The sequence below is a fragment of the Shewanella sp. MEBiC00475 genome (assembly GCF_005234075.1).
Lineage (GTDB): Bacteria > Pseudomonadota > Gammaproteobacteria > Enterobacterales > Shewanellaceae > Shewanella > Shewanella polaris.
This window is the reverse complement of record NZ_CP039928.1, coordinates 4470155-4489595: the sequence shown is the minus strand read 5'-3', so window position 1 is coordinate 4489595 and position 19441 is coordinate 4470155. Positions and strand designations below refer to the sequence as shown.

Genomic DNA, 19441 nt, shown 5'->3' with positions numbered 1-19441 from the left:
CGCCATAACTCACTCATCTTCAATGCGGCAAAGCATCAATACATCAAAGTGATAGCTTCATTATTGATGAAATAATATGTCCAAGGTCAAAATATAATCAACGGGCTTGGTCTACACTGTTAACAGGAGCTAAAAACCAAGCTAACCTGTTTATAAAACAAACGAGTATACTTATTTCATATTGGCTCGGGGGTCTAGCATGACACTCGCAACATTCCATATCGACATGCACGATGATAATTGCTTACTGAACCTTGCTGGTGATTGGCAACTAGGCCAAGCACCACTAGGCGCAGATATTTGTGCTGAGCTGCCATCGAATTGCCATAGTGTCACCTTAATTACCACAGAATTATCCCATTGGGATTCAAGTCTCGCTATTGCTCTATTACAGTTATCTCGCTGGTGTGAACAACATAAACTATCACTAGACACTCAACAAACGCCTCAAGGGCTACAGCAATTACTGCAACTTGCTACCGATGTTGCTGTTTATCAACCAACTAATGAAGGTGCCATTGGCGGTCTGTGGCCGATGTTACGTCGTCAGCTTATTGTGCAAGGTTTGCAGGTACACGACGGATTAGTGTTTGTTGGCAATAGCACGCTTGCATTGGGAAACTGGTTAAAAGGTAAAGCCAGTACTCGCAGGAGTGATATTGTATTTTTCATCGAACAAGCTGGGCCTAAAGGCCTTGCTATTGTCACCTTAATTAGTCTGCTTGTAGGTATGATTTTGGCTTATTTAGGCTCGGTACAGCTGCGCCAATTGGGGGCTCAAGTGTATGTGGCTAACTTAGTGGCTATAGGGATGGTGCGGGAAATGGGCGCCCTTATGACAGGGGTTATTATGGCCGGCAGAACAGGGGCTGCTTATGCGGCACAATTAGGCACTATGCAGGTTAATGAAGAAATTGATGCATTGCGAGTAATGGGAATTTCGACCATGGAGTTTCTGGTTTTACCTCGATTGTTGGCATTGGTTTTCATCATGCCGTTAATGTGTATTTATTCTGATGTAATCGGCATGATTGGTGGTGCAATTGTTGCCAATGGAATGGGGGTTAGTTACACCCAATACATTTTGCAAACCCAAGTAGCCATTGATTGGGTAGACATTTCAGCCGGTTTAATAAAGAGTTTAATTTTTGGCTTTCTTATTGCGATTGCGGGTTGTCAGGCTGGGCTGCTTTGCGGTCGAGATTCTAATGCCGTTGGTTTAGCCACCACCAGCGCAGTGGTTAAGGCCATTGTCTTTCTCGTGGTTTCCGACGCTGCCCTCAATGTTTTATACGATAAATTAGGGATCTAATCATGGTTGATGATGCCTTTATCAGTGTACGTAATCTTACCGTCGGTTATGGCAGTACCGAGGTGCAAAAACAACTCAACTTCGACATTAACAAAAATGATATTTTTTTTGTTATTGGTGGCAGTGGTTGTGGCAAAACAACCTTGCTGAAATCGATGGTGGGATTACTTACACCACTAAAGGGTGAAGTACTCTATCAAGGCAAAAACTTTTATGAGGCAGATGAACCCGCGCAGGTAGCAATGCTTAAAGATTGGGGCATTACCTTCCAAACAGGTGCGCTATTTTCGAGTATGTCACTTGGCGAAAATGTGGCTTTACCCTTGCAGCTCTATACCGACCTTTCTGAGCGACAAATAGCCGAAGCCGTTGCCTATAAGCTGGCATTAGTCGGCTTAGCTGGCTTCGAGAAGTTTTACCCTGCCGAGTTAAGTGGCGGTATGCACAAACGCGCAGGATTAGCGCGCGCACTCGCATTAGACCCTCAACTGTTATTTTTTGATGAACCCTCTGCAGGTTTAGACCCTATTAGTTCAATGCGTTTAGATCAATTGATCGTGCAAATATGCCAAGCGCTAGACTCTACCGTGATCATTGTGTCCCACGAGTTACCCAGTATATTGTCGATCGGCACCCGCTGTGTGTTTCTGGATAATCAAACCAATACGATGCTCGATTGTGGTGACCCTCGAGAATTAAAGATACACAGTAATCAGCCTAGGGTTCGTCAATTTCTCAATCGCACCGAAAAATCGGAGATATCATGAGTAAAAGCCAACGACTTCCGCTTGCGATTGGTGCCTTTATTTTTGGCGCCATTATCTTAGTGTTTATTGCTCTGCTGTTCTTTTCTGGTGGGCGGTTATTTGCCGAAAAAGCGCCTGTAATCATGTATTTCAATAACTCAGTGCAAGGACTTCAGGTAGGTGCACCCGTTAAGTTAAAAGGCGTGATAATAGGTGAGATTAGTGATATTAGTATTAATTTCCCCAACGACAGTAGCTTAGGTGTCACAGCTGCTGTTCATGCTGATTTACTATTAAAACGCATCAACCTTAAAGGCACACAAGTTGGGGAAGAGTTTTTCTCTCACGCTATTGGAAACGGTTTACGTGCTCAGTTGAATTATCTTAGTTTATTAACCGGGCAACTCTATGTTGAACTGGATTTTTACCCTGGTAGCACGCCTATATTTCATGGCAAAAAAGACTCATTACTAGAGTTACCTACCATAGCCAATGATTTCGAATCATTGTCAAAAGATCTACAATCATTAAACTTAAAAAGTTTAGTGACCAATGTCAATAACTTGGCTATGCAACTCAGTGAGATTGCCGCCAGTGGCAAAATACAGCAAGCACTGGATGACTTCGACAGTGCCGCAAATGCTGTAAAAAAAACCGCTGTTAACATTGATAGCACTCAAGCTAAATTTGGTATAAAGACTGAAGTAGTATTGGCTAAACTCGATAGTTTACTGACACAGTTCAGTCTGGATGAACCTAAATTAGTAGAGTCACTCAACCAAAGTTTAATGGCATTACGCGATACCTTAACAAGCATTGAGCAACTTGCCACCCGAACTGGATATTCACTAGACCAAAACTCACCATTGTTAATTGAGTTAACCAACACATTAGAAGAGATCAGTCGCACAGCTCGATCGTTACGCAGTTTAAGTGAGACCTTAGATGAACAACCTGAGGCCATCATCCGAGGTAAAAAAACCATACCGTCAGGAGAATAATGTTATGGGGAAATATGGGATGAAATTAATTTCTTGGAGCGTTTGTCTATTGGTACTTAGCCAGCTCTGCAGTTGTCAAAGCTCACCGCCAAAACAGTACTTTGTGCTAACCGCACAGCCTTCAGTGATAGAAGCAGGAAGTACATCACTCAAACACGACATTGGTATCGGCCCTATCGACGTCCCTGAGTACTTAAATTTCACTCAAATGGTCTATCAGCTTGAAGATGGCAGCCTGCAAAGAATAGGCAATAGCTATTGGGCCGAACCATTAGATCAAGGTATCAGCCGTATCATGAGTATGAATCTCAGCCAAAGCGATCATAGTCGTAAACTGGTGTTATTTCCATGGCCAGTAGAAAATACTCCTCAGTACAGCGTAACAATAAAGATCATGACCTTAAATCGCGATAACAACAACGCTAGACTGAATGCCAATTGGGAACTTATTGATAACCATGTAAACCGTCATATAACCCAGCAAAATTTCACCGCTATCACCAACGCAGGTACAACTGCAGCTGAAATGGTCACAGCCTACAGTGATTTATTGGCTCAATTATCTCAACAAATTGATAACGCGCTACAACAACTAACTGATTAACTGACTTAGTACCCGCTTTGATTTGTCTATAGGCTAAACATAACTAGGGGTTTAGAGGTGATGGGTATCTCAATAGCAATGTTCGATCAGGCAACTTGGATGTGCAATACCGCTCGCTTTATACAGCTTATTTATCGATACCCTGACATAGCCCTTTAAAGCGCTCGATTGACATTCATATCACTGGTGCAAAATTTGCTAACAATTCAAATGTTGACTATTTCTGTCACTCTTTCAATATAACAGAGTAAATAATTCTATAACTAAGCAAATAATTCTGTTCATACATTAGCTAAGGAACACGATAACAATGAAAAAATCCTTAATTGCGATTGGATTAACAACAGCACTATTAAGTGGTTGTGGCGTATCTGATACAAATAACACTCAGGCTGCGGCCGTGACCTCACCTGCTCCCGCTAAAGCAGAATTAGGTACTTTTGGTATTGATTTAACAGCACGCAATGAAGCCGTTAAACCAGGTGATGACTTCTTTATGTACGCAAGTGGTACTTGGTATGACAACTTTGTCATGCCTGCTGACAAAACCCGCTATGGTGCTTTTAATGCATTAGCAGAGCGCAGTGAAACACAAGTCAAAGCGATTATTGACGATATTGCCAGTCGCACAGATTTAAACGCCGAAGAACAACTCATTGCAGATTTTTACCATGCCTACATGGATACTGAGACCATTAATAAGTTAGGTATTACGCCTATTAAAGGCACCTTAGATCAAATTGCTGCAATTAATTCAACCAAAGACTTAACCAAGGTATTTGGTGAAGCATGGCTTACCGGAGCATCATCTCCTATTAACGGTGGCATGTGGTTTAATCGTTTAGACCCTAACCAATATGAAATGACTATTGGTGCGGGTGGTTTAGGTTTACCTGACCGGTCATATTATTTAGAAGACACAGAGCGTTTTATTAAAATCCGTAAAGCTTATGTCGAACACATCGCTAACATGCTTGCCTTTGCAGGTATAAAAGACGGTGAAAAACGTGCCGAAGCAATTCTTGCTCTTGAAACTAAAATTGCACAAGCACAATGGCCAAGAGAAAAACGTCGTGACCGTGATTTAACCTTAAACCAAATTAAACGTGAAGATCTTGCTAAACAATATCCAGGATTTGACTGGGATTTATATTTTGCACAAACAGGTTACCAAGTACCGCAGTTGAATATTTCGCAGCCAGAACCTGTTAAAGCAATGATAGGCTTAATTAATCAACAACCTCTCAATGTATGGCAAGACTATCTGACCTTCCACACCATCACCAACAACGCAGATCTACTGTCAGAAGACATTTTTAATAGTAACTTTGCATTTTATGGCAAGATATTAACGGGACAAGAGCAACCTCGCCCACGTTGGAAACGTGCCGTTGAAGAAATGTCGGGAACTCAATCATTAGGTTTTGCAATTGGTAAAGTATATGTGTCGCGTTATTTCCCCGAGTCATCTAAACAAAAAATGGCCGAGTTAGTTAAAAATCTGCGTACGGCATTAGGTCAACGTATTGATGGTATAGATTGGATGGGTGCTGAAACTAAAGTGAATGCTCATGCTAAATTAGCTGCATTTACACCTAAAATTGGCTATCCCGATGTATGGCAACAATTTGATGGTTTAACCCTAACTAAAAATGACTTAGTAGGTGACATTAAACAGTTACGCCAATACTTCCAAGCCGACAGTGTTGCCAAAGAACTGGAAAAAACCGACCGTAACCGTTGGGGGATGACACCGCAAACGGTAAATGCATATTACAACAGCTCATTTAATGAGATTGTTTTCCCTGCGGCGATTTTACAACCACCATTTTTTGATCCAAACGCAGACGCCGCCGTTAACTATGGCAGTATTGGTGCGGTAATTGGTCACGAAATGGGTCATGGTTTTGATGATCAAGGCTCTAAGTCAGACGCCAACGGAATTCAACGTAACTGGTGGACCGACGAAGACCGCGCGGCTTTTGATGCCAAGACCAATAGGCTTGCAGAACAATACAGTCAATATGAGCCAATCCCGAATAACTTTGTCAACGGACGCAACAGCCTAGGTGAAAATATCGGTGATGTAGGTGGTATATCAATGGCATATCATGCCTACAAATTAAGTTTAAACGGTAAAGAAGCGCCGGTTATTGATGGCCTAACAGGTGATCAACGATTCTTTTTAGCATGGGCTCAAGTGTGGAAAGAAAAACGCACCGAGCAAAGTATGTTAAGTCAGTTACGTTCCGATCCTCATGCACCTGGACGTTATCGCACCCTCGCCCCACGTAATCACGATGCGTGGTATAAAGCCTTTGATGTTAAACCCGGTGATAAGTTGTATTTGCCTGAAGATCAACGCGTACACATTTGGTAGAACATATTAAATAATATTAAGTAGCTAATATAGATTGATTCAATTAATTTGTTAAATGTCATTGGCTAATTTGTCGCGGTGTAAGCATTAATTAAGATAATAAAACAAAATGCCAGTCAGTTACCTGATTGGCATTTTTTGTTTCACACTAAAACAATCAGTAATGTCATGCTAAGGGATTAACGATCATGACTAGATACGAATAAAATATGGAATTGCAATTAAGATGACACCTATGATCAATAAACTGGTGACACTGGCAACAAAATAGGGAAATATAATTAACGCCATTCCAATACACAAAGGGACAATTGCACGTTGCCGTTTACCAAACACAAAATAACCCATGCCAATAGCACCAAATAATACACTCCACATAATCATAGCTGCATCCATCTATGTCCCTCTTTACCTGTCATCTGATTATTAGATCATTGTCAACTTTGGAACTTGTTCAGTCAATCATCTAAGCATAAAAACTCGACACATCAACAGATGTCACAAGCATAACAATATAGGATAACTCGACTTAAAATCTGTACAAATAATCGACTAACCACTTAAAATAAAACCAAAAATAACTGTAGCTATAATTATTACAGGTAAAATCTTTTATTTTAAACAAGATATTGCCTCGTTATTGGCAATACAGATATAAAGAATATTAACAGCATGTTACAGGTAATCTCTCGATTAACATCTCATCTAACACACTTAGATATGTGATCTAAATCAACATATTTCTTGATAGTTACAGCACTAATCATTAGTATTGTTATTAATTGAGCGTTCAATTAACAACTCTTAAGACTGATAACAGGACCCCTTTATGTCAAGACCTATAATGAAAAACGTCAGACAACAACAGCTGATAGATGCCACGTTAATGTCTGTCGAACGTCATGGGTTACAGAACACCACAATTAATACCATTAGTGGATTAGCTGGAATGTCATCAGGAATTATTAGCCACTATTTTGGTGGTAAACAAGGGTTAATTGAAGCCACGCAGAAATTCTTATTAGAAGAATTGAAGCAAGCATTACTGACGAGAACGTCAGGCAAAACATTAACCCCATTTGAACGGCTTTCAATGATTGTGGAAGCAAACTTTACTGAATTACAACGCTCAACTGCCGCAACAAAAACATGGTTAAGCTTCTGGTCTCAAGCGATGCACGATCCTGGATTAGCAAGACTACAAAATATTAATAGTCAGCGGTTATACAGCAACCTGCTTTTTTCATTTAAACAATTATTACCCAAAATCGACGCTATCAATGCCGCTAAACAAACGGCAGCAATGATTGATGGTTTTTGGTTACGCAGTGCGCTGAGTACCAACCCTAATGAAGATTTTAAACAAGCCCAAATTTTATCTAAAGCCTTTATCAAGGCTGTGATCGTGCAAAACGGAGTTCATTAATGTCGTCAAAAGTTATTTATCAAAATTATGTTCATGGCAAATACCTAGCAAATGGTACTGGTGAGACATTTGAAGTGATCAACCCTGCTACTGGAAATGTGAGTTATTTAGTTGAAGTAGCAACTGAATCGGTACAGCAAGCTGCAATTGAAAGTGCTAAAACAGGATTTGCTATTTGGTCTGCAATGATGCCGATAGAACGTAGCCGTATTTTACTTAAAGCCGTTGCCCTACTTCGTGAACAAAATGATGACCTTGCTGCAGGTGAAGTCTTAGATACTGGTAAACCATGGCAAGAAGCCTCGGTTGTCGATATTGTTACTGGCGCCGACTCTATTGAGTTTTTTGCTGGACTAGCACCAAGTATTGAAGGTAATCAACAGCCTGTAGGCGCGGACTTTTATTATACTCGCCGCGAACCATTAGGTATTTGTGCTGGTATTGGCGCATGGAACTACCCGTTACAAATTGCTTGTTGGAAAGCAGCCCCTGCACTTGCTTGCGGCAACGTAATGATTTTTAAACCTTCAGAAGAAACACCTCGTGGCGCAATGCGTTTAGCTGAAATATTCACTCAGGCCGGTGTACCAGATGGCGTGTTTAACGTAGTTCAAGGTGACGGTAGAGTTGGCGCATGGTTAACCACCAATGAAGATATCGCTAAAGTGTCATTTACTGGCGAAGTCGGTACAGGTAAAAAAGTGATGGCCGCTGCTGCAGGTTCACTTAAAGAAGTGACTATGGAGTTGGGCGGAAAATCGCCATTGATTATCTTTAACGATGCCGACGTAGAAAATGCAGTGTCAGCAGCAATGTTAGCTAATTTCTATACTCAAGGTGAAGTGTGTACCAACGGTACTCGCGTGTTTGTACAACAAGATATTTATCCACGGTTTATCCAACGCTTAAAAGAACGTACTGAGCAAAACATAGTTTGTGGCGATCCAATGCACCCTGACACCAATTTTGGTGCATTAATTTCACGTGACCATCAACAAAAAGTACTCGACTATATTGAAATCGGTAAAAAAGAAGGTGCCACCTTATTAACAGGCGGGACAGCATTAACACCTGACAATGCACCGAATGGTTTCTTTGTTGCTCCTACGGTATTTACCGATTGCACTGATGAGATGACGATTTCGAAAGAAGAAATATTTGGCCCAGTGATGTCTGTCTTTACCTTTACAGATGAAGATGAAGTTATTGAACGTGCCAATAGTACTCACCTAGGTTTAGCGGCGGGTGTATTTACTCAAGACATTACCCGCGCACATCGAGTTATTCATCAAATGCAAGCGGGTATTTGCTGGATAAATGCTTATGGTGCCTCTCCTGCAGAAATGCCGGTTGGTGGTTACAAGATGTCTGGTATTGGTCGTGAAAATGGCTCAGAAACATTAAAAGCATACACGCAAATCAAAGCGGTTTACGTTGGCATGCAGTCACTTGAAAGCCCATTTTAGGAGTGACCCAATTAATGTCTAAGCAAATGTCTCATGAATACGATTATATTATTGTTGGTGCCGGTAGCGCAGGTTGTGTATTAGCCAACCGCTTAACGGAAAACCCAGATAATAAAGTATTAATACTTGAAACGGGTGGAAGCGACAAGAGCATTTTTATTCAAATGCCTACCGCACTATCAATTCCAATGAATACTAAAAAGTATGCTTGGCAGTTTGAAACGCAGGCCGAACCACATTTAGATAATCGTCGTATGCATTGCCCTCGCGGTAAGGTATTAGGCGGCTCATCATCAATTAATGGCATGGTTTACGTGCGTGGTCATGCTCGCGATTTTGACGAATGGCAACAACAAGGCGCAAAAAATTGGGATTACGCTAATTGTCTTCCTTATTTTAAAAAAGCAGAAACCTGGTATCTGGGCGGTAATGAGTATCGAGGCGACCAAGGACCATTAGCGGTAAATAACGGCAATGAAATGAAAAACCCGTTGTATCAAGCTTTTGTTGATGCTGGTGTCGATGCCGGCTATTTAGCCACTGATGATTACAATGCCAGTCAGCAAGAAGGCTTTGGCCCAATGCACATGACAGTTAAAAATGGCGTGCGTTGGTCCACAGCTAATGCCTATCTTCGCCCAGCCATGAAACGTCCTAATCTAACGGTAGTAACCCACGCTTTAGTGCACAAGGTTATCATGCAGGGTAAAACGGCTGTCGGCGTGCGTTACGAACGCAAAGGTGAGTTAATTGATATTAACTGCAATAAAGAAGTGATTTTATCAGCAGGTTCAATTGGTTCACCACATATTCTACAGCTGTCGGGTATAGGTGAAGCAACAACGTTGGCAACCGCAGGTATTGAGCAAGTACATCAATTACCCGGTGTCGGTCAGAATCTGCAAGACCATTTAGAGTTTTATTTCCAATTTAAATGCTTAAAGCCGATTTCGCTGAATGGTAAAATTGATCCATTAAACAAATTGTTTATTGGCGCTCGCTGGATTTTAAATAAATCAGGTTTGGGCGCAACTAACCATTTTGAATCGTGTGGATTTATCCGTTCAAAGGCCGGTTTAGAGTGGCCTGATCTGCAGTATCACTTTCTACCTGCCGCTATGCGTTACGACGGTAAAGAAGCATTTGCTGGCCATGGTTTCCAAGTTCATATTGGCCACAATAAACCTAAAAGCCGTGGCGCCATAACTGTCGTATCAAATGATCCTAAGATAGCGCCTCAAATTCAGTTCAATTATTTATCGCACCAAGATGATATTGAAGGTTTTAGAGCTTGTGTTCGTCTCACCCGTGAAATTATTAATCAATCGGGTTTAGATGACTATCGTGGTGAAGAAATTCAACCTGGCCTAGCAATACAAACTGATGAAGAAATTGACCGCTTTGTCAGAAGCACAGTAGAAAGTGCTTACCATCCTTCTTGCTCTTGCAAAATGGGCGAAGATGAAATGGCTGTAGTTGATTCTGAAACCAAGGTTCACGGTATTAATGGATTACGAGTGGTTGACTCGTCTATTTTCCCGACTATTCCTAATGGTAATTTGAATTCACCTACCATTATGGTCGCCGAACGCGCTGCCGATATTATTCTGGGTAACAAAACACTAGAACCCAATATGGCAAAAGTGACTATTGCCGAGCAATGGCAAACAACACAACGATTGCAAACACCCAAAAGACAAGTTGATTAATAGGTATTAGTCGATGTGCATCAACACACATCGGCAATAGGTTGATGACCAACCTTCATTCAGTAAATGGCCAATATAGCCAAGTTCAATCTATCAGGGTTTAACTATCGTCAACACGATACTTAAGGCCTGAGGGCGTACTGCCTTTAAAAATTGTTCTATGGCATTAAATAACATAAAACAAGGAATTAACATTATGTTTTCACACACTATTAGTTCAGGAGTTCAATAATGGCTACCTGGTTATCAATCGGCATTTTATTTACATTTGTCGCTATCGCATTTGTTATTTATCGTTGGGGTAACATGCAATGTATTGGTGTCACACCCGTGCATAGATTTACTTTTATTGCCATTTTGTTCACTTCTGGACTTGATGTTGGCTTAATCATGTTTCCATTAACAGAGTTCGCTGGATATGCCGATTTGGTAGCAAGTCCAGAATATGGATTTAGTAATCCATTGGCTATTGAATTTGGTTTTTGGGCCTGCTTAATTTGGGCTTTTTACTTTTTAACCTGCTTCTACTTTTGTGTCATTGAACCAAGAGTTAAGTATTTTGAAATTCCATTAATTAAGTTTATTAATAACGTGGTTATTATTGGTACTTGTGCCTTTACCGCTTATTTATTACTCACTAATTTACCTTGGTATTTACCAGAATTAGGTGATGGCGAATCCGTTGTTAGCAGTTTCTATTTAATTGTATTTTTGGTGATTGCCGCAGCCGTGTATTCAAGTACCAGTATTCGATATGTTCGCTACCTTAGCTTAGGCAGTACGTGGTTGTTCCTAGGATTAATCGCCATTATGTGGTCAGGCGCATTTTTATCCGATAACTCTAGTGTTGGTGAGTTTTTTACAACCTTTGCATTAATTGGTGACTACTTCGAAAATATTAATAACTTTGTGTTACCTATTAATGATTACCATGAGTTTTACTTATTTTGGTGGTTTGCATGGAGCATTATGATAGGCCAATTTACCGCACGTTTTGTGGGTGGTATGAAAACCTATCAAGTACTAATTGCTATGATGGTGTTCCCTTCAATTCCAATCGCTATTTGGTTCACGGTTCTGTACTACTACAGCTTAAACGGCATTGATACCACAGGCTTCTATAACCTTGCCATGGTGATTGTTGGTATTACATTTGTAATTAACTCGCTGGACTCACTAGTGCGTTTATACACAGATAATTTAGATATAACCGTAAAACGTTTCGGCAAAACTAAATACATCATAGGTAATATTGTTTTATTGAGTGCATTAACGATGCTCTTTAAACTAGATTTCTTACAAATTCAGTGGGTTGGCGCATTAGCTATCGCCCTAATAATAAGTTGTTTCGTTTACATATTAAAATCGCATTTCCATACTGTGAGCGACATAGAGCGTTCACCAAAAGAAAATAAAATCGATTTTACTAAAATCGAATTAGCAGACTAAAAAACAATAATGACTCAAGGAATAATGATGAATACCACAATAAAAAAATTAGCATTACTCAGCTTATTTGCTTTACCGACGACAGTAATGGCAGGTGAATTAAGCACCACGATTAATGCCACTTCTGACTATACCTTTAATGGGGTTAGCCAAACGGATAATGATCCTGCATTACAAGCCAGCCTTGACTATGCTGTTGATAATGGTTGGTATGTAGGTGCTTGGGCATCTAATGTTGATTTTGGTAGTGCTGATGATACTTGGTTAGAACTTGATTTTTACGCAGGTAAATATATTGAGCTAACAGACAGAGTTTCTGTCGATGTGGGTATCGCGTATTATACTTATCATGGTGATGATGCCTCAGATGACTATTACTACCCTGAGATATACTCCAAGTTTGGTTATGCTTCTTCGCTTGGTCAAAGTGAATTAAATTTTTGGTATTCATGGGACTACTTTGGTCTTGATGCTGACCATTACATCATGATGGTTGCTCACACTTTTGCTATTGCTGAAGGTCACGATATTCGTGTTAGCTTTGACCGTTCAACATCAGAAGATAAAAACAAGTGGAACTGGGACGGCGATAAGTCTTACAACCATTACCGTGCTGAATATATGACGAGCTGGGAAGGTTTTGACTTTAACCTAGCCGTTGAAGATACCAGCATGGACTTAGATACTAGTGATACTCGAGCAGTATTATCTGTGTCGCGAACGTTCAGTTTGTAAGCTACAATTGTCGATAAAATCACTAAACAGAATAATGTTATCAACATTATTCTGTTTTTTTTATATTCGACATGAGTCAGAAGCTGATTTCTGTTATGGTGCGTGATGAATTATGAGGGGATTATGGAAAAATACGAGCAACTATTAATATCATTGCGTCGGGTCATTAGAGCCATTGATATACACTCGCGCCAATTAAATAAATTATCAGGTCTTACTGGACCGCAATTAATGGTTATACAGAAAATTGATCAACTTGACGCGCCACTGGCTAAACAAATAGCGCAAGAGATTAATTTAAGTGCGGCGACTGTAACGACCATTATTGATCGACTCGAAAATCGCAATATGGTGATTAGAACTCGCAGTGAAACCGACAAGCGTAAAGTTCACCTATCATTAAGTGACGCTGGTAAAACATTATTAAATAGCGCACCTAAACCACTACAAGAGCATTTTATTATGCGTTATCAAAATCTTGAAGAGTGGGAGCAAAGTCAACTATTGTCTGCCGTTGAACGGATTGCCACTATGATGGATGCCGATGAAATTGATGCTGCACCGGTTTTACTAGTAGGTCAAATCCAAGTTGAAGATCAATCTCAATAACTCCCCTTCTATATTCATAACGTGATGAGTAAAATTTATCCTACTCTCACGTTATGTTTTATTCTCAATCAAGCCTGTCTTCACTCAACTGTTATTATGAGTTCAGTTCAACGACCTATCTGCACTCTTTCAGTCCTATAAAGCTCAAAAATTCAATGACGTATAATATTCTACTTAATACCGGATAACTCTTAATAATAAAAAGTGATATGCCTTATGTACTATATGAGTGGTAAAGGTTAAATCTTAATCTAATTCACAAATTACTGACGTAAAAAAGCCTCAACTAATGTTGAGGCTTTTTTATACCATTCTTCATTACAAAGAGTTACGTATGTAATTTCTTACGATAAATAATGGTACCCGAGGCCGGACTTGAACCGGCACGCTTATTCAGCGAGGGATTTTAAATCCCTTGTGTCTACCGATTCCACCACTCGGGCAAAGTGTTGTTTTAACCGTTACTAAATGTAACCATCAAAAGCAATTTTGTGGAGGCGCGACCCGGAGTCGAACCGAGATCGACGGATTTGCAATCCGTAGCATAGCCATTCTGCCATCGCGCCATGCTTTAACCAAATTCTAGTCTATCGGATAAGATAAGAAATTGGAGCGACATATCGGGTTCGAACCGATGACCTATACCTTGGCAAGGTATCGCTCTACCAACTGAGCTAATGTCGCGTTTTCAATCGTTTTAATGCTTTATTAAATCTGCAGAAAAGTGATTCCCTTGACTGCGGAATGGCATTTTACCGATTTAGCCCCGATAGTCAATCAATAAAGGCCGGATTTTAACAACAAAATAGCTGTTTGGTGCATAAATAAACACTAGGATGCATTTTTAACAATTTGTGATTAAATGTATTCGACAAACTACGCGGAAAAATTAAATGATGCTTAAAAAAATTAAATGATGCTTAAATGAATAGCTAAACTTATGTCATTAACCAATAAAAAAGCATCTCAAAAGAGATGCCTTTTATATGCCTCAACAATAAGTAGATTAACTATTAGGCAAAGATAATGTAGTTAACCCAAGCATTTTTTGCATAACGCCTACGACCTGACAGCTATAACCAAATTCATTGTCATACCATACATATAAAATGGCGCGTTTACCGTCGGCAATAGTTGCCTGTGAATCAACTACTCCAGCATAACGCGAACCAACTAGGTCACTAGATACAATTTCTGTTGACTCCGTAAAGTCGATTTGATTTTGTAATCCGGACTGTAATGCCACGTCTTTTAAGTATTCATTTAGCTCATCACGATTCGTTTCAGCTTGTAAATTAACACTAATGATTGCCATAGAAACGTTAGGTGTAGGAACGCGAATAGCGTTGCCAGTTAACTTACCGGCTAATACCGGTAATGCCTTAGCAACAGCTTTAGCGGCACCTGTTTCGGTAATGACCATATTTAATGGTGCGCTGCGACCACGACGATCAGCACTGTGATAGTTATCAATTAGGTTTTGATCATTGGTATAGGAATGAATGGTTTCAACGTGACCATTCTCAATACCATATTTGTCGTTAACCGCTTTCAATACTGGAGTAATTGCGTTAGTAGTACAACTCGCCGCAGATACGATAGTATCTTCATCCAGAATATCGTTTTCGTTAACACCGTATACGATATTTTTAATAGCACCTTTCGCAGGTGCTGTTAACAATACTTTTGAAGCTCCAGGGCTTTTAAGATGTAAACCTAAACCTGCTTCATCTTTCCAAATACCAGTATTGTCAACAATTAACGCATCATTAATATCATACTGAGTGTAATCTACTTCATCTGGTGAATTTGAATAAATGATTTGGATATAAGTACCATTGGCAATAATGGCATTGTTTTCTTCATCAACTTCAACAGAACCATTAAAGGGACCATGTACTGAATCACGACGCAATAAACTGGCGCGTTTTTCTAAATCGCCTTTTTTACCACCGCGTAATACAATGGCACGTAAACGTAATTTGTTGCTTTTACCAGTACGTTCAATTAACAAGCGCGCTAATAAGCGACCGATACGACCAAAGCCATAAAGAACAACGTCACGGGCTGGAGTATCATCGCCATGATTAATTGCTTCAGACAATTCCTTGGCCATATAAGCTTCAATACCGCTTGCGTCTTTATTGTCACGCCAGTAGTTAATCGCTAATTTACCAATATCTACTTTACAATGTTTAATGGCCAATTTACTTAGTGCCACAACAAATGGGAAACTTTCACGAAGACGTAATTTTTCACCAACATGTCGACGAACTAAACGGTGCGACTTAATGATTTCGATGGTTGATGCGTTAAGCAGTGGTTTACCATACACCACGACTTCTATACCTTGATTACGATACAATTTGCCAAGCAATGGTTGCATTGCTTCAGCCATTTCGAAACGTTCTTGCCAGCTTTGTAAATGTTTATCTGCGCTCATGTAGGGATCCTTTATCTCACTTTTCTATTTTTTTCAGAAAGGTTGAGTAACAAAAAAGAAAAGACCAATAATTTAGTATATTGTATAGGGATGTCCCCTGCTTGGTCGCCGACATTGTAATAAAATATTAGCATTTTCGCCAGTAACTAATTTTCGGTAAATGTGTAATTTTATTAGACAATTTACCTATTGGAGTCGAATTTGAGCCGTAATTTTGTATTAATTACATCATTTACCATTTTTGTAGCAATATTTGGCCTTTTTGGCTGCGATAATGACCGTAATAGCGACATCATTTGTAAAAATAATCCTGAACTTTGTGCCGATTTACACAAAGATAGTTGGTGTAGGTTCGAAAAAGGCAATTTGATTCGACATCGTTACCAATTAAAGAAGGTAGATAAGCCAACAGGCAAGCAACTTTATAAACAGCTTGTTTATCTTGAAACATATAGCGATTGCATTCGACTTGCCGCTGGGGTTCAACATAAAGTGAATACTTATCGAACTCTTGATCGCGAACGTGCATTTGCTGTGAGTACACAGACACTTGCGGAGCTACAAGAGTCTACTAAAACTAACAATGAAGTGCATTTAGCCTTCTATCGTTGGATACGTTTCAATGACCAAGCCGGATTAGCGATTGTAGAAGATACCTATAAACAAGGTATGCTCATCGATAATGAAATCATCACTCAGTTAGCAGCTTATTATGTGCGTGTATCACCCCAAGATTCCAAAAAACTTTATTTACATTTGCTAGCGACAACAGAGCCAGAAAAAATCGATCCTGATTGGTTTTTGGCTTTAGCTTCTATATATCGGCAGCAACAAAATGAAGAAAAAGAATACTTGTTAACAAGGGCTAATTTACTGATCAGTGAGAATCAAGTTAATGAAAATAAATTATTGGCTCTCATTAAAGGGGATCGGGCACTTGCATTAATTCTAGACGGCCAAGCAGTTGAACTAGTCTCGGCAGTCATGAGTAAACAATTTGCTAATAGTGAAAGTGAAACATTATTAAAATAAATGACAACCTGACATTTTAGTTAGTTCTTGTAGTTTGATTAACTTTATTGAACTTACAAAACCGTGCTTAATTATCTAAAAAATAGGCTAAATGTAAAAATATTCCAAAATTATCAGCCTAATTTGGCATGTTAGGGTGATTTAACTTGATTATTATCGCCAATTTGGTAATTTTACAACTAGGCGAACTACATGCCACCAAATTATTTTTTAACTTGAGGGATATGAGATGACTATCCGTGTTGCAATTAACGGCTATGGCCGTATCGGTAGAAATATTTTACGTGCACTTTATGAAAGCGATAAAGATCTTCCAATCGAAATCGTAGCAGTAAACGACTTAGGTGATGCGGCAATTAATGCCCATTTAACCAAGTATGATACTGTTCACGGTCGTTTCAACGCTAAAGTTGATCACGATGATGAAGCTATCTATGTAAATGGTGACAAAATATTAACGTTCCAAGAACGTGACCCATCAAAATTACCATGGGCTGAACTAAAAGTTGATGTTGTTTTTGAATGTACTGGTCTATTCACTTCTAAGGAAGCGGTAAAGCCACATCTTTCTGCTGGCGCTAAGAAAGTTATTATTTCTGCACCAGGCAAGAATGTTGATGCTACGATCGTTTTTGGTGTAAATGATAATGTATTAACTTCAGACATGACCGTAATTTCAGCAGCATCGTGTACGACTAACTGCTTAGCTCCTATTGCTAAGCCGTTGAATGATGAACTTGGTATCGAGTCAGGTTTAATGACTACAATTCATTCTTACACAAATGATCAACGTTTATCTGACGTATATCATACAGATGTACGTCGTGCTCGCGCAGCAGCAATGTCAATGATCCCAACCAAGACGGGTGCAGCTGCTGCAGTAGGCTTGGTGGTTCCTGAGCTTCAAGGGAAGTTTGACGGCTTAGCGGTACGTGTCCCAACGATTAATGTGTCTTTGGTTGACTTAACTTTCTTAGCGTCTCGCGATACTACTATTGAAGAAGTTAATGCCATCATCACTCGTGCATCTTTAAAATCTCCAATGTCTGAAGTGTTAGCGATTAATTTAGAGCCGTTAGTCTCTGTCGACTTTAACCATAATCACTTCTCTTCTAATTTCGACGCAACGCAAACGCGTGTTAATGGTCGTTTAGTGAAAGTCATGTCTTGGTATGACAACGAATGGGGTTTCAGTAACCGCATGTTAGACAATGCTGTTGCACTAATGAACGCTAAGTAATCTACAAGGTATTATTTAATACTTGATAGAATTGTTAGCTTAAGGGCCTCGCATTTATGCGGGGCTTTTTGTTACTAGCAGGATAAATTAATAAAGCAAACGTATTTGATTAACACATCGGCATTCTGAACTTCATGCACAAACAGCCAACAAAAAAAACCGACATAAAGTCGGCTTTTTAATCTTTAATACAAGTTCAACGCTATTCGTTTATGCGTTGCCCTTCACATTCATGTTTAATTCTTTGGCAAAATCGAGCATACGTGTGAGTGGAATGAGCGCTTTGATACGCAGTGGTTCGTCAACAAAGATTTCATGTTGAGTTTTATCAGCATTGACCAATGATGCTTCAATCGCTTGCAAACCATTCAGGGCCATCCAAGGACAATGTGCACAGCTACTGCATGTGGCACCGTGCCCGCCAGTTGGTGCTGACAGTAACGTTTTGCCTGGAGCTTCTTGCTGCATTTTATAAAAAATACCGCGGTCGGTAGCGACAATGAAAGTGTCGTTAGTCATGTTATGTGCGGCTTTGATTAACTGACTGGTTGAACCTACAACATCAGCCAGTTCAACAACACTCGCGGGTGATTCTGGATGTACTAAAATCGCCGCTGTAGGATATTGTTTTTTAAGCTCTCGTAATCCTTTGGCTTGGAATTCATCATGTACAATACACTCACCCTGCCATAACAACATGTCAGCGCCGGTTTGTTTGTTGATATATGAACCTAAATGGCGATCAGGTGCCCAGATAATTTGTTTATCTTGGCTATCGAGATGCTCTACAATTTCTAAAGCAATACTTGAAGTGACTACCCAATCAGCACGAGCTTTCACAGCTGCTGAAGTATTGGCATATACCACAACAGTATGATCTGGATGCGCATCGCAAAATTCATTGAATTGCTCAATCGGACAACCTAAATCTAATGAACAGGTTGCTTCAAGTGTTGGCATTAAAATGGTTTTTTCAGGGCTTAATATTTTAGCGGTTTCGCCCATAAACTTGACCCCCGCGACAATTAATGTTTTTGCAGGGTGATCGCGACCAAAACGTGCCATTTCCAGAGAATCAGAAACACACCCCCCGTCTCTTCAGCTAACGCTTGAATTTCAGGATCAGTATAATAATGGGCAACAAGAACCGCATTTTGATCAATCAATAACTGTTTAATACGTGCTTTATATTGTGCTTTTTCAGCGTCAGACAACACGGCAGGTTTTGGCGGAAACGAATACTCAATAGTTTCAATTTTAGGTGCCGACAGACTCATACAAGTTCCAAT

General features: G+C 39.8%; 15 protein-coding genes, 3 tRNA genes and 1 pseudogene. 13 read left to right on the top strand and 6 right to left on the bottom strand.

Going from position 1 to position 19441, the window contains the following annotated elements; all coding sequences use genetic code 11:
- Positions 1-199 precede the first annotated feature (199 nt).
- From FCN25_RS19870 to FCN25_RS19850, 5 genes are all read left to right on the top strand, one after another.
- Positions 200-1312: an ABC transporter permease gene (locus tag FCN25_RS19870; RefSeq protein WP_137227080.1), complete on the top strand. Its 1113-nt coding sequence runs from the start codon at positions 200-202 to the stop codon at positions 1310-1312.
- A 2-nt stretch (positions 1313-1314) separates the two neighbouring features.
- On the top strand, positions 1315-2079 hold the full coding sequence (locus FCN25_RS19865; RefSeq protein ID WP_137227079.1) for an ABC transporter ATP-binding protein: 765 nt from the start codon (positions 1315-1317) through the stop codon (positions 2077-2079).
- A complete protein-coding gene (locus tag FCN25_RS19860; protein ID WP_137227078.1) occupies positions 2076-3059 on the top strand; it encodes an MlaD family protein in 984 nt (327 codons plus the stop codon). The genes FCN25_RS19865 and FCN25_RS19860 overlap by 4 nt, the downstream gene beginning before the upstream one ends.
- A gap of 19 nt (positions 3060-3078) precedes the next feature.
- On the top strand, positions 3079-3663 hold the full coding sequence (locus FCN25_RS19855) for a membrane integrity-associated transporter subunit PqiC (protein WP_175405908.1): 585 nt from the start codon (positions 3079-3081) through the stop codon (positions 3661-3663).
- Between the two features lie 310 nt (positions 3664-3973).
- A complete protein-coding gene (locus FCN25_RS19850; protein WP_137227076.1) occupies positions 3974-6043 on the top strand; it encodes a M13 family metallopeptidase in 2070 nt (689 codons plus the stop codon).
- Positions 6044-6235: 192 nt separating this feature from the next.
- On the opposite strand, the gene FCN25_RS19845 is transcribed toward FCN25_RS19850, so the two are convergent.
- Positions 6236-6439 carry a hypothetical protein gene (locus FCN25_RS19845; RefSeq protein ID WP_137227075.1) on the bottom strand — a complete coding sequence of 68 codons (204 nt, stop codon included), beginning with the start codon at positions 6437-6439 and terminating at the stop codon, positions 6236-6238.
- A 433-nt stretch (positions 6440-6872) separates the two neighbouring features.
- On the opposite strand from FCN25_RS19845, the gene betI reads away from it, so the two are divergent.
- The 6 genes from betI (at position 6873) to FCN25_RS19815 (ending at position 13437) form a co-directional block, all read left to right on the top strand.
- On the top strand, positions 6873-7469 hold the full coding sequence (betI, locus tag FCN25_RS19840) for a transcriptional regulator BetI (protein ID WP_137227074.1): 597 nt from the start codon (positions 6873-6875) through the stop codon (positions 7467-7469).
- The gene (gene betB, locus FCN25_RS19835; RefSeq protein ID WP_137227073.1) at positions 7469-8935 is read left to right on the top strand and encodes a betaine-aldehyde dehydrogenase; all 1467 of its coding nucleotides are present in this window, start codon (positions 7469-7471) and stop codon (positions 8933-8935) included. The genes betI and betB overlap by 1 nt, the downstream gene beginning before the upstream one ends.
- Before the next feature lie 14 nt (positions 8936-8949).
- Positions 8950-10644, top strand: coding sequence for a choline dehydrogenase (betA, locus tag FCN25_RS19830; RefSeq protein ID WP_254693692.1), 1695 nt, complete (start codon positions 8950-8952; stop codon positions 10642-10644).
- 231 nt (positions 10645-10875) lie between these two features.
- On the top strand, positions 10876-12093 hold the full coding sequence (locus FCN25_RS19825) for a BCCT family transporter (RefSeq protein ID WP_137227072.1): 1218 nt from the start codon (positions 10876-10878) through the stop codon (positions 12091-12093).
- 27 nt (positions 12094-12120) lie between these two features.
- Positions 12121-12828, top strand: coding sequence for a TorF family putative porin (locus FCN25_RS19820; RefSeq protein WP_137227494.1), 708 nt, complete (start codon positions 12121-12123; stop codon positions 12826-12828).
- 123 nt (positions 12829-12951) lie between these two features.
- Positions 12952-13437 (top strand): MarR family winged helix-turn-helix transcriptional regulator, encoded by a 486-nt coding sequence (locus tag FCN25_RS19815; RefSeq protein WP_137227071.1) that lies wholly within the window; start codon positions 12952-12954, stop codon positions 13435-13437.
- Between the two features lie 357 nt (positions 13438-13794).
- On the opposite strand, the gene FCN25_RS19810 is transcribed toward FCN25_RS19815, so the two are convergent.
- The 4 genes from FCN25_RS19810 to FCN25_RS19795 form a co-directional block, all read right to left on the bottom strand.
- A tRNA-Leu gene (locus tag FCN25_RS19810) sits at positions 13795-13880 on the bottom strand.
- A 49-nt stretch (positions 13881-13929) separates the two neighbouring features.
- Positions 13930-14003 (bottom strand) — tRNA-Cys (locus tag FCN25_RS19805).
- A gap of 42 nt (positions 14004-14045) precedes the next feature.
- Positions 14046-14121: transfer RNA gene (locus FCN25_RS19800), tRNA-Gly, on the bottom strand.
- Between the two features lie 322 nt (positions 14122-14443).
- Positions 14444-15880, bottom strand: coding sequence for a glyceraldehyde-3-phosphate dehydrogenase (locus FCN25_RS19795; protein ID WP_137227070.1), 1437 nt, complete (start codon positions 15878-15880; stop codon positions 14444-14446).
- 201 nt (positions 15881-16081) lie between these two features.
- Between FCN25_RS19795 and FCN25_RS19790 the strand changes: the two genes are divergently transcribed.
- Together FCN25_RS19790 and gap are read left to right on the top strand one after the other, a co-directional pair.
- A complete protein-coding gene (locus FCN25_RS19790; protein WP_137227069.1) occupies positions 16082-16912 on the top strand; it encodes a DUF2989 domain-containing protein in 831 nt (276 codons plus the stop codon).
- A 229-nt stretch (positions 16913-17141) separates the two neighbouring features.
- Positions 17142-18152 carry a type I glyceraldehyde-3-phosphate dehydrogenase gene (gap, locus tag FCN25_RS19785; protein ID WP_137227068.1) on the top strand — a complete coding sequence of 337 codons (1011 nt, stop codon included), beginning with the start codon at positions 17142-17144 and terminating at the stop codon, positions 18150-18152.
- Positions 18153-18362: 210 nt separating this feature from the next.
- Here the strand turns inward: gap and nadA are convergent.
- Positions 18363-19429, bottom strand: a pseudogene (gene nadA / locus FCN25_RS19780) (quinolinate synthase NadA).
- Positions 19430-19441: the final 12 nt, after the last annotated feature.

Coding starts and splice junctions, on each gene's coding strand:
- FCN25_RS19870 (WP_137227080.1), top strand. CDS start 200: ATGACACTCGCAACATTCCATATCGACATGCACGATGATAATTGCTTA.
- FCN25_RS19865 (WP_137227079.1), top strand. CDS start 1,315: ATGGTTGATGATGCCTTTATCAGTGTACGTAATCTTACCGTCGGTTAT.
- FCN25_RS19860 (WP_137227078.1), top strand. CDS start 2,076: ATGAGTAAAAGCCAACGACTTCCGCTTGCGATTGGTGCCTTTATTTTT.
- FCN25_RS19855 (WP_175405908.1), top strand. CDS start 3,079: ATGAAATTAATTTCTTGGAGCGTTTGTCTATTGGTACTTAGCCAGCTC.
- FCN25_RS19850 (WP_137227076.1), top strand. CDS start 3,974: ATGAAAAAATCCTTAATTGCGATTGGATTAACAACAGCACTATTAAGT.
- FCN25_RS19845 (WP_137227075.1), bottom strand. CDS start 6,439: ATGGATGCAGCTATGATTATGTGGAGTGTATTATTTGGTGCTATTGGC.
- betI (WP_137227074.1), top strand. CDS start 6,873: ATGTCAAGACCTATAATGAAAAACGTCAGACAACAACAGCTGATAGAT.
- betB (WP_137227073.1), top strand. CDS start 7,469: ATGTCGTCAAAAGTTATTTATCAAAATTATGTTCATGGCAAATACCTA.
- betA (WP_254693692.1), top strand. CDS start 8,950: ATGTCTAAGCAAATGTCTCATGAATACGATTATATTATTGTTGGTGCC.
- FCN25_RS19825 (WP_137227072.1), top strand. CDS start 10,876: ATGGCTACCTGGTTATCAATCGGCATTTTATTTACATTTGTCGCTATC.
- FCN25_RS19820 (WP_137227494.1), top strand. CDS start 12,121: ATGAATACCACAATAAAAAAATTAGCATTACTCAGCTTATTTGCTTTA.
- FCN25_RS19815 (WP_137227071.1), top strand. CDS start 12,952: ATGGAAAAATACGAGCAACTATTAATATCATTGCGTCGGGTCATTAGA.
- FCN25_RS19795 (WP_137227070.1), bottom strand. CDS start 15,880: ATGAGCGCAGATAAACATTTACAAAGCTGGCAAGAACGTTTCGAAATG.
- gap (WP_137227068.1), top strand. CDS start 17,142: ATGACTATCCGTGTTGCAATTAACGGCTATGGCCGTATCGGTAGAAAT.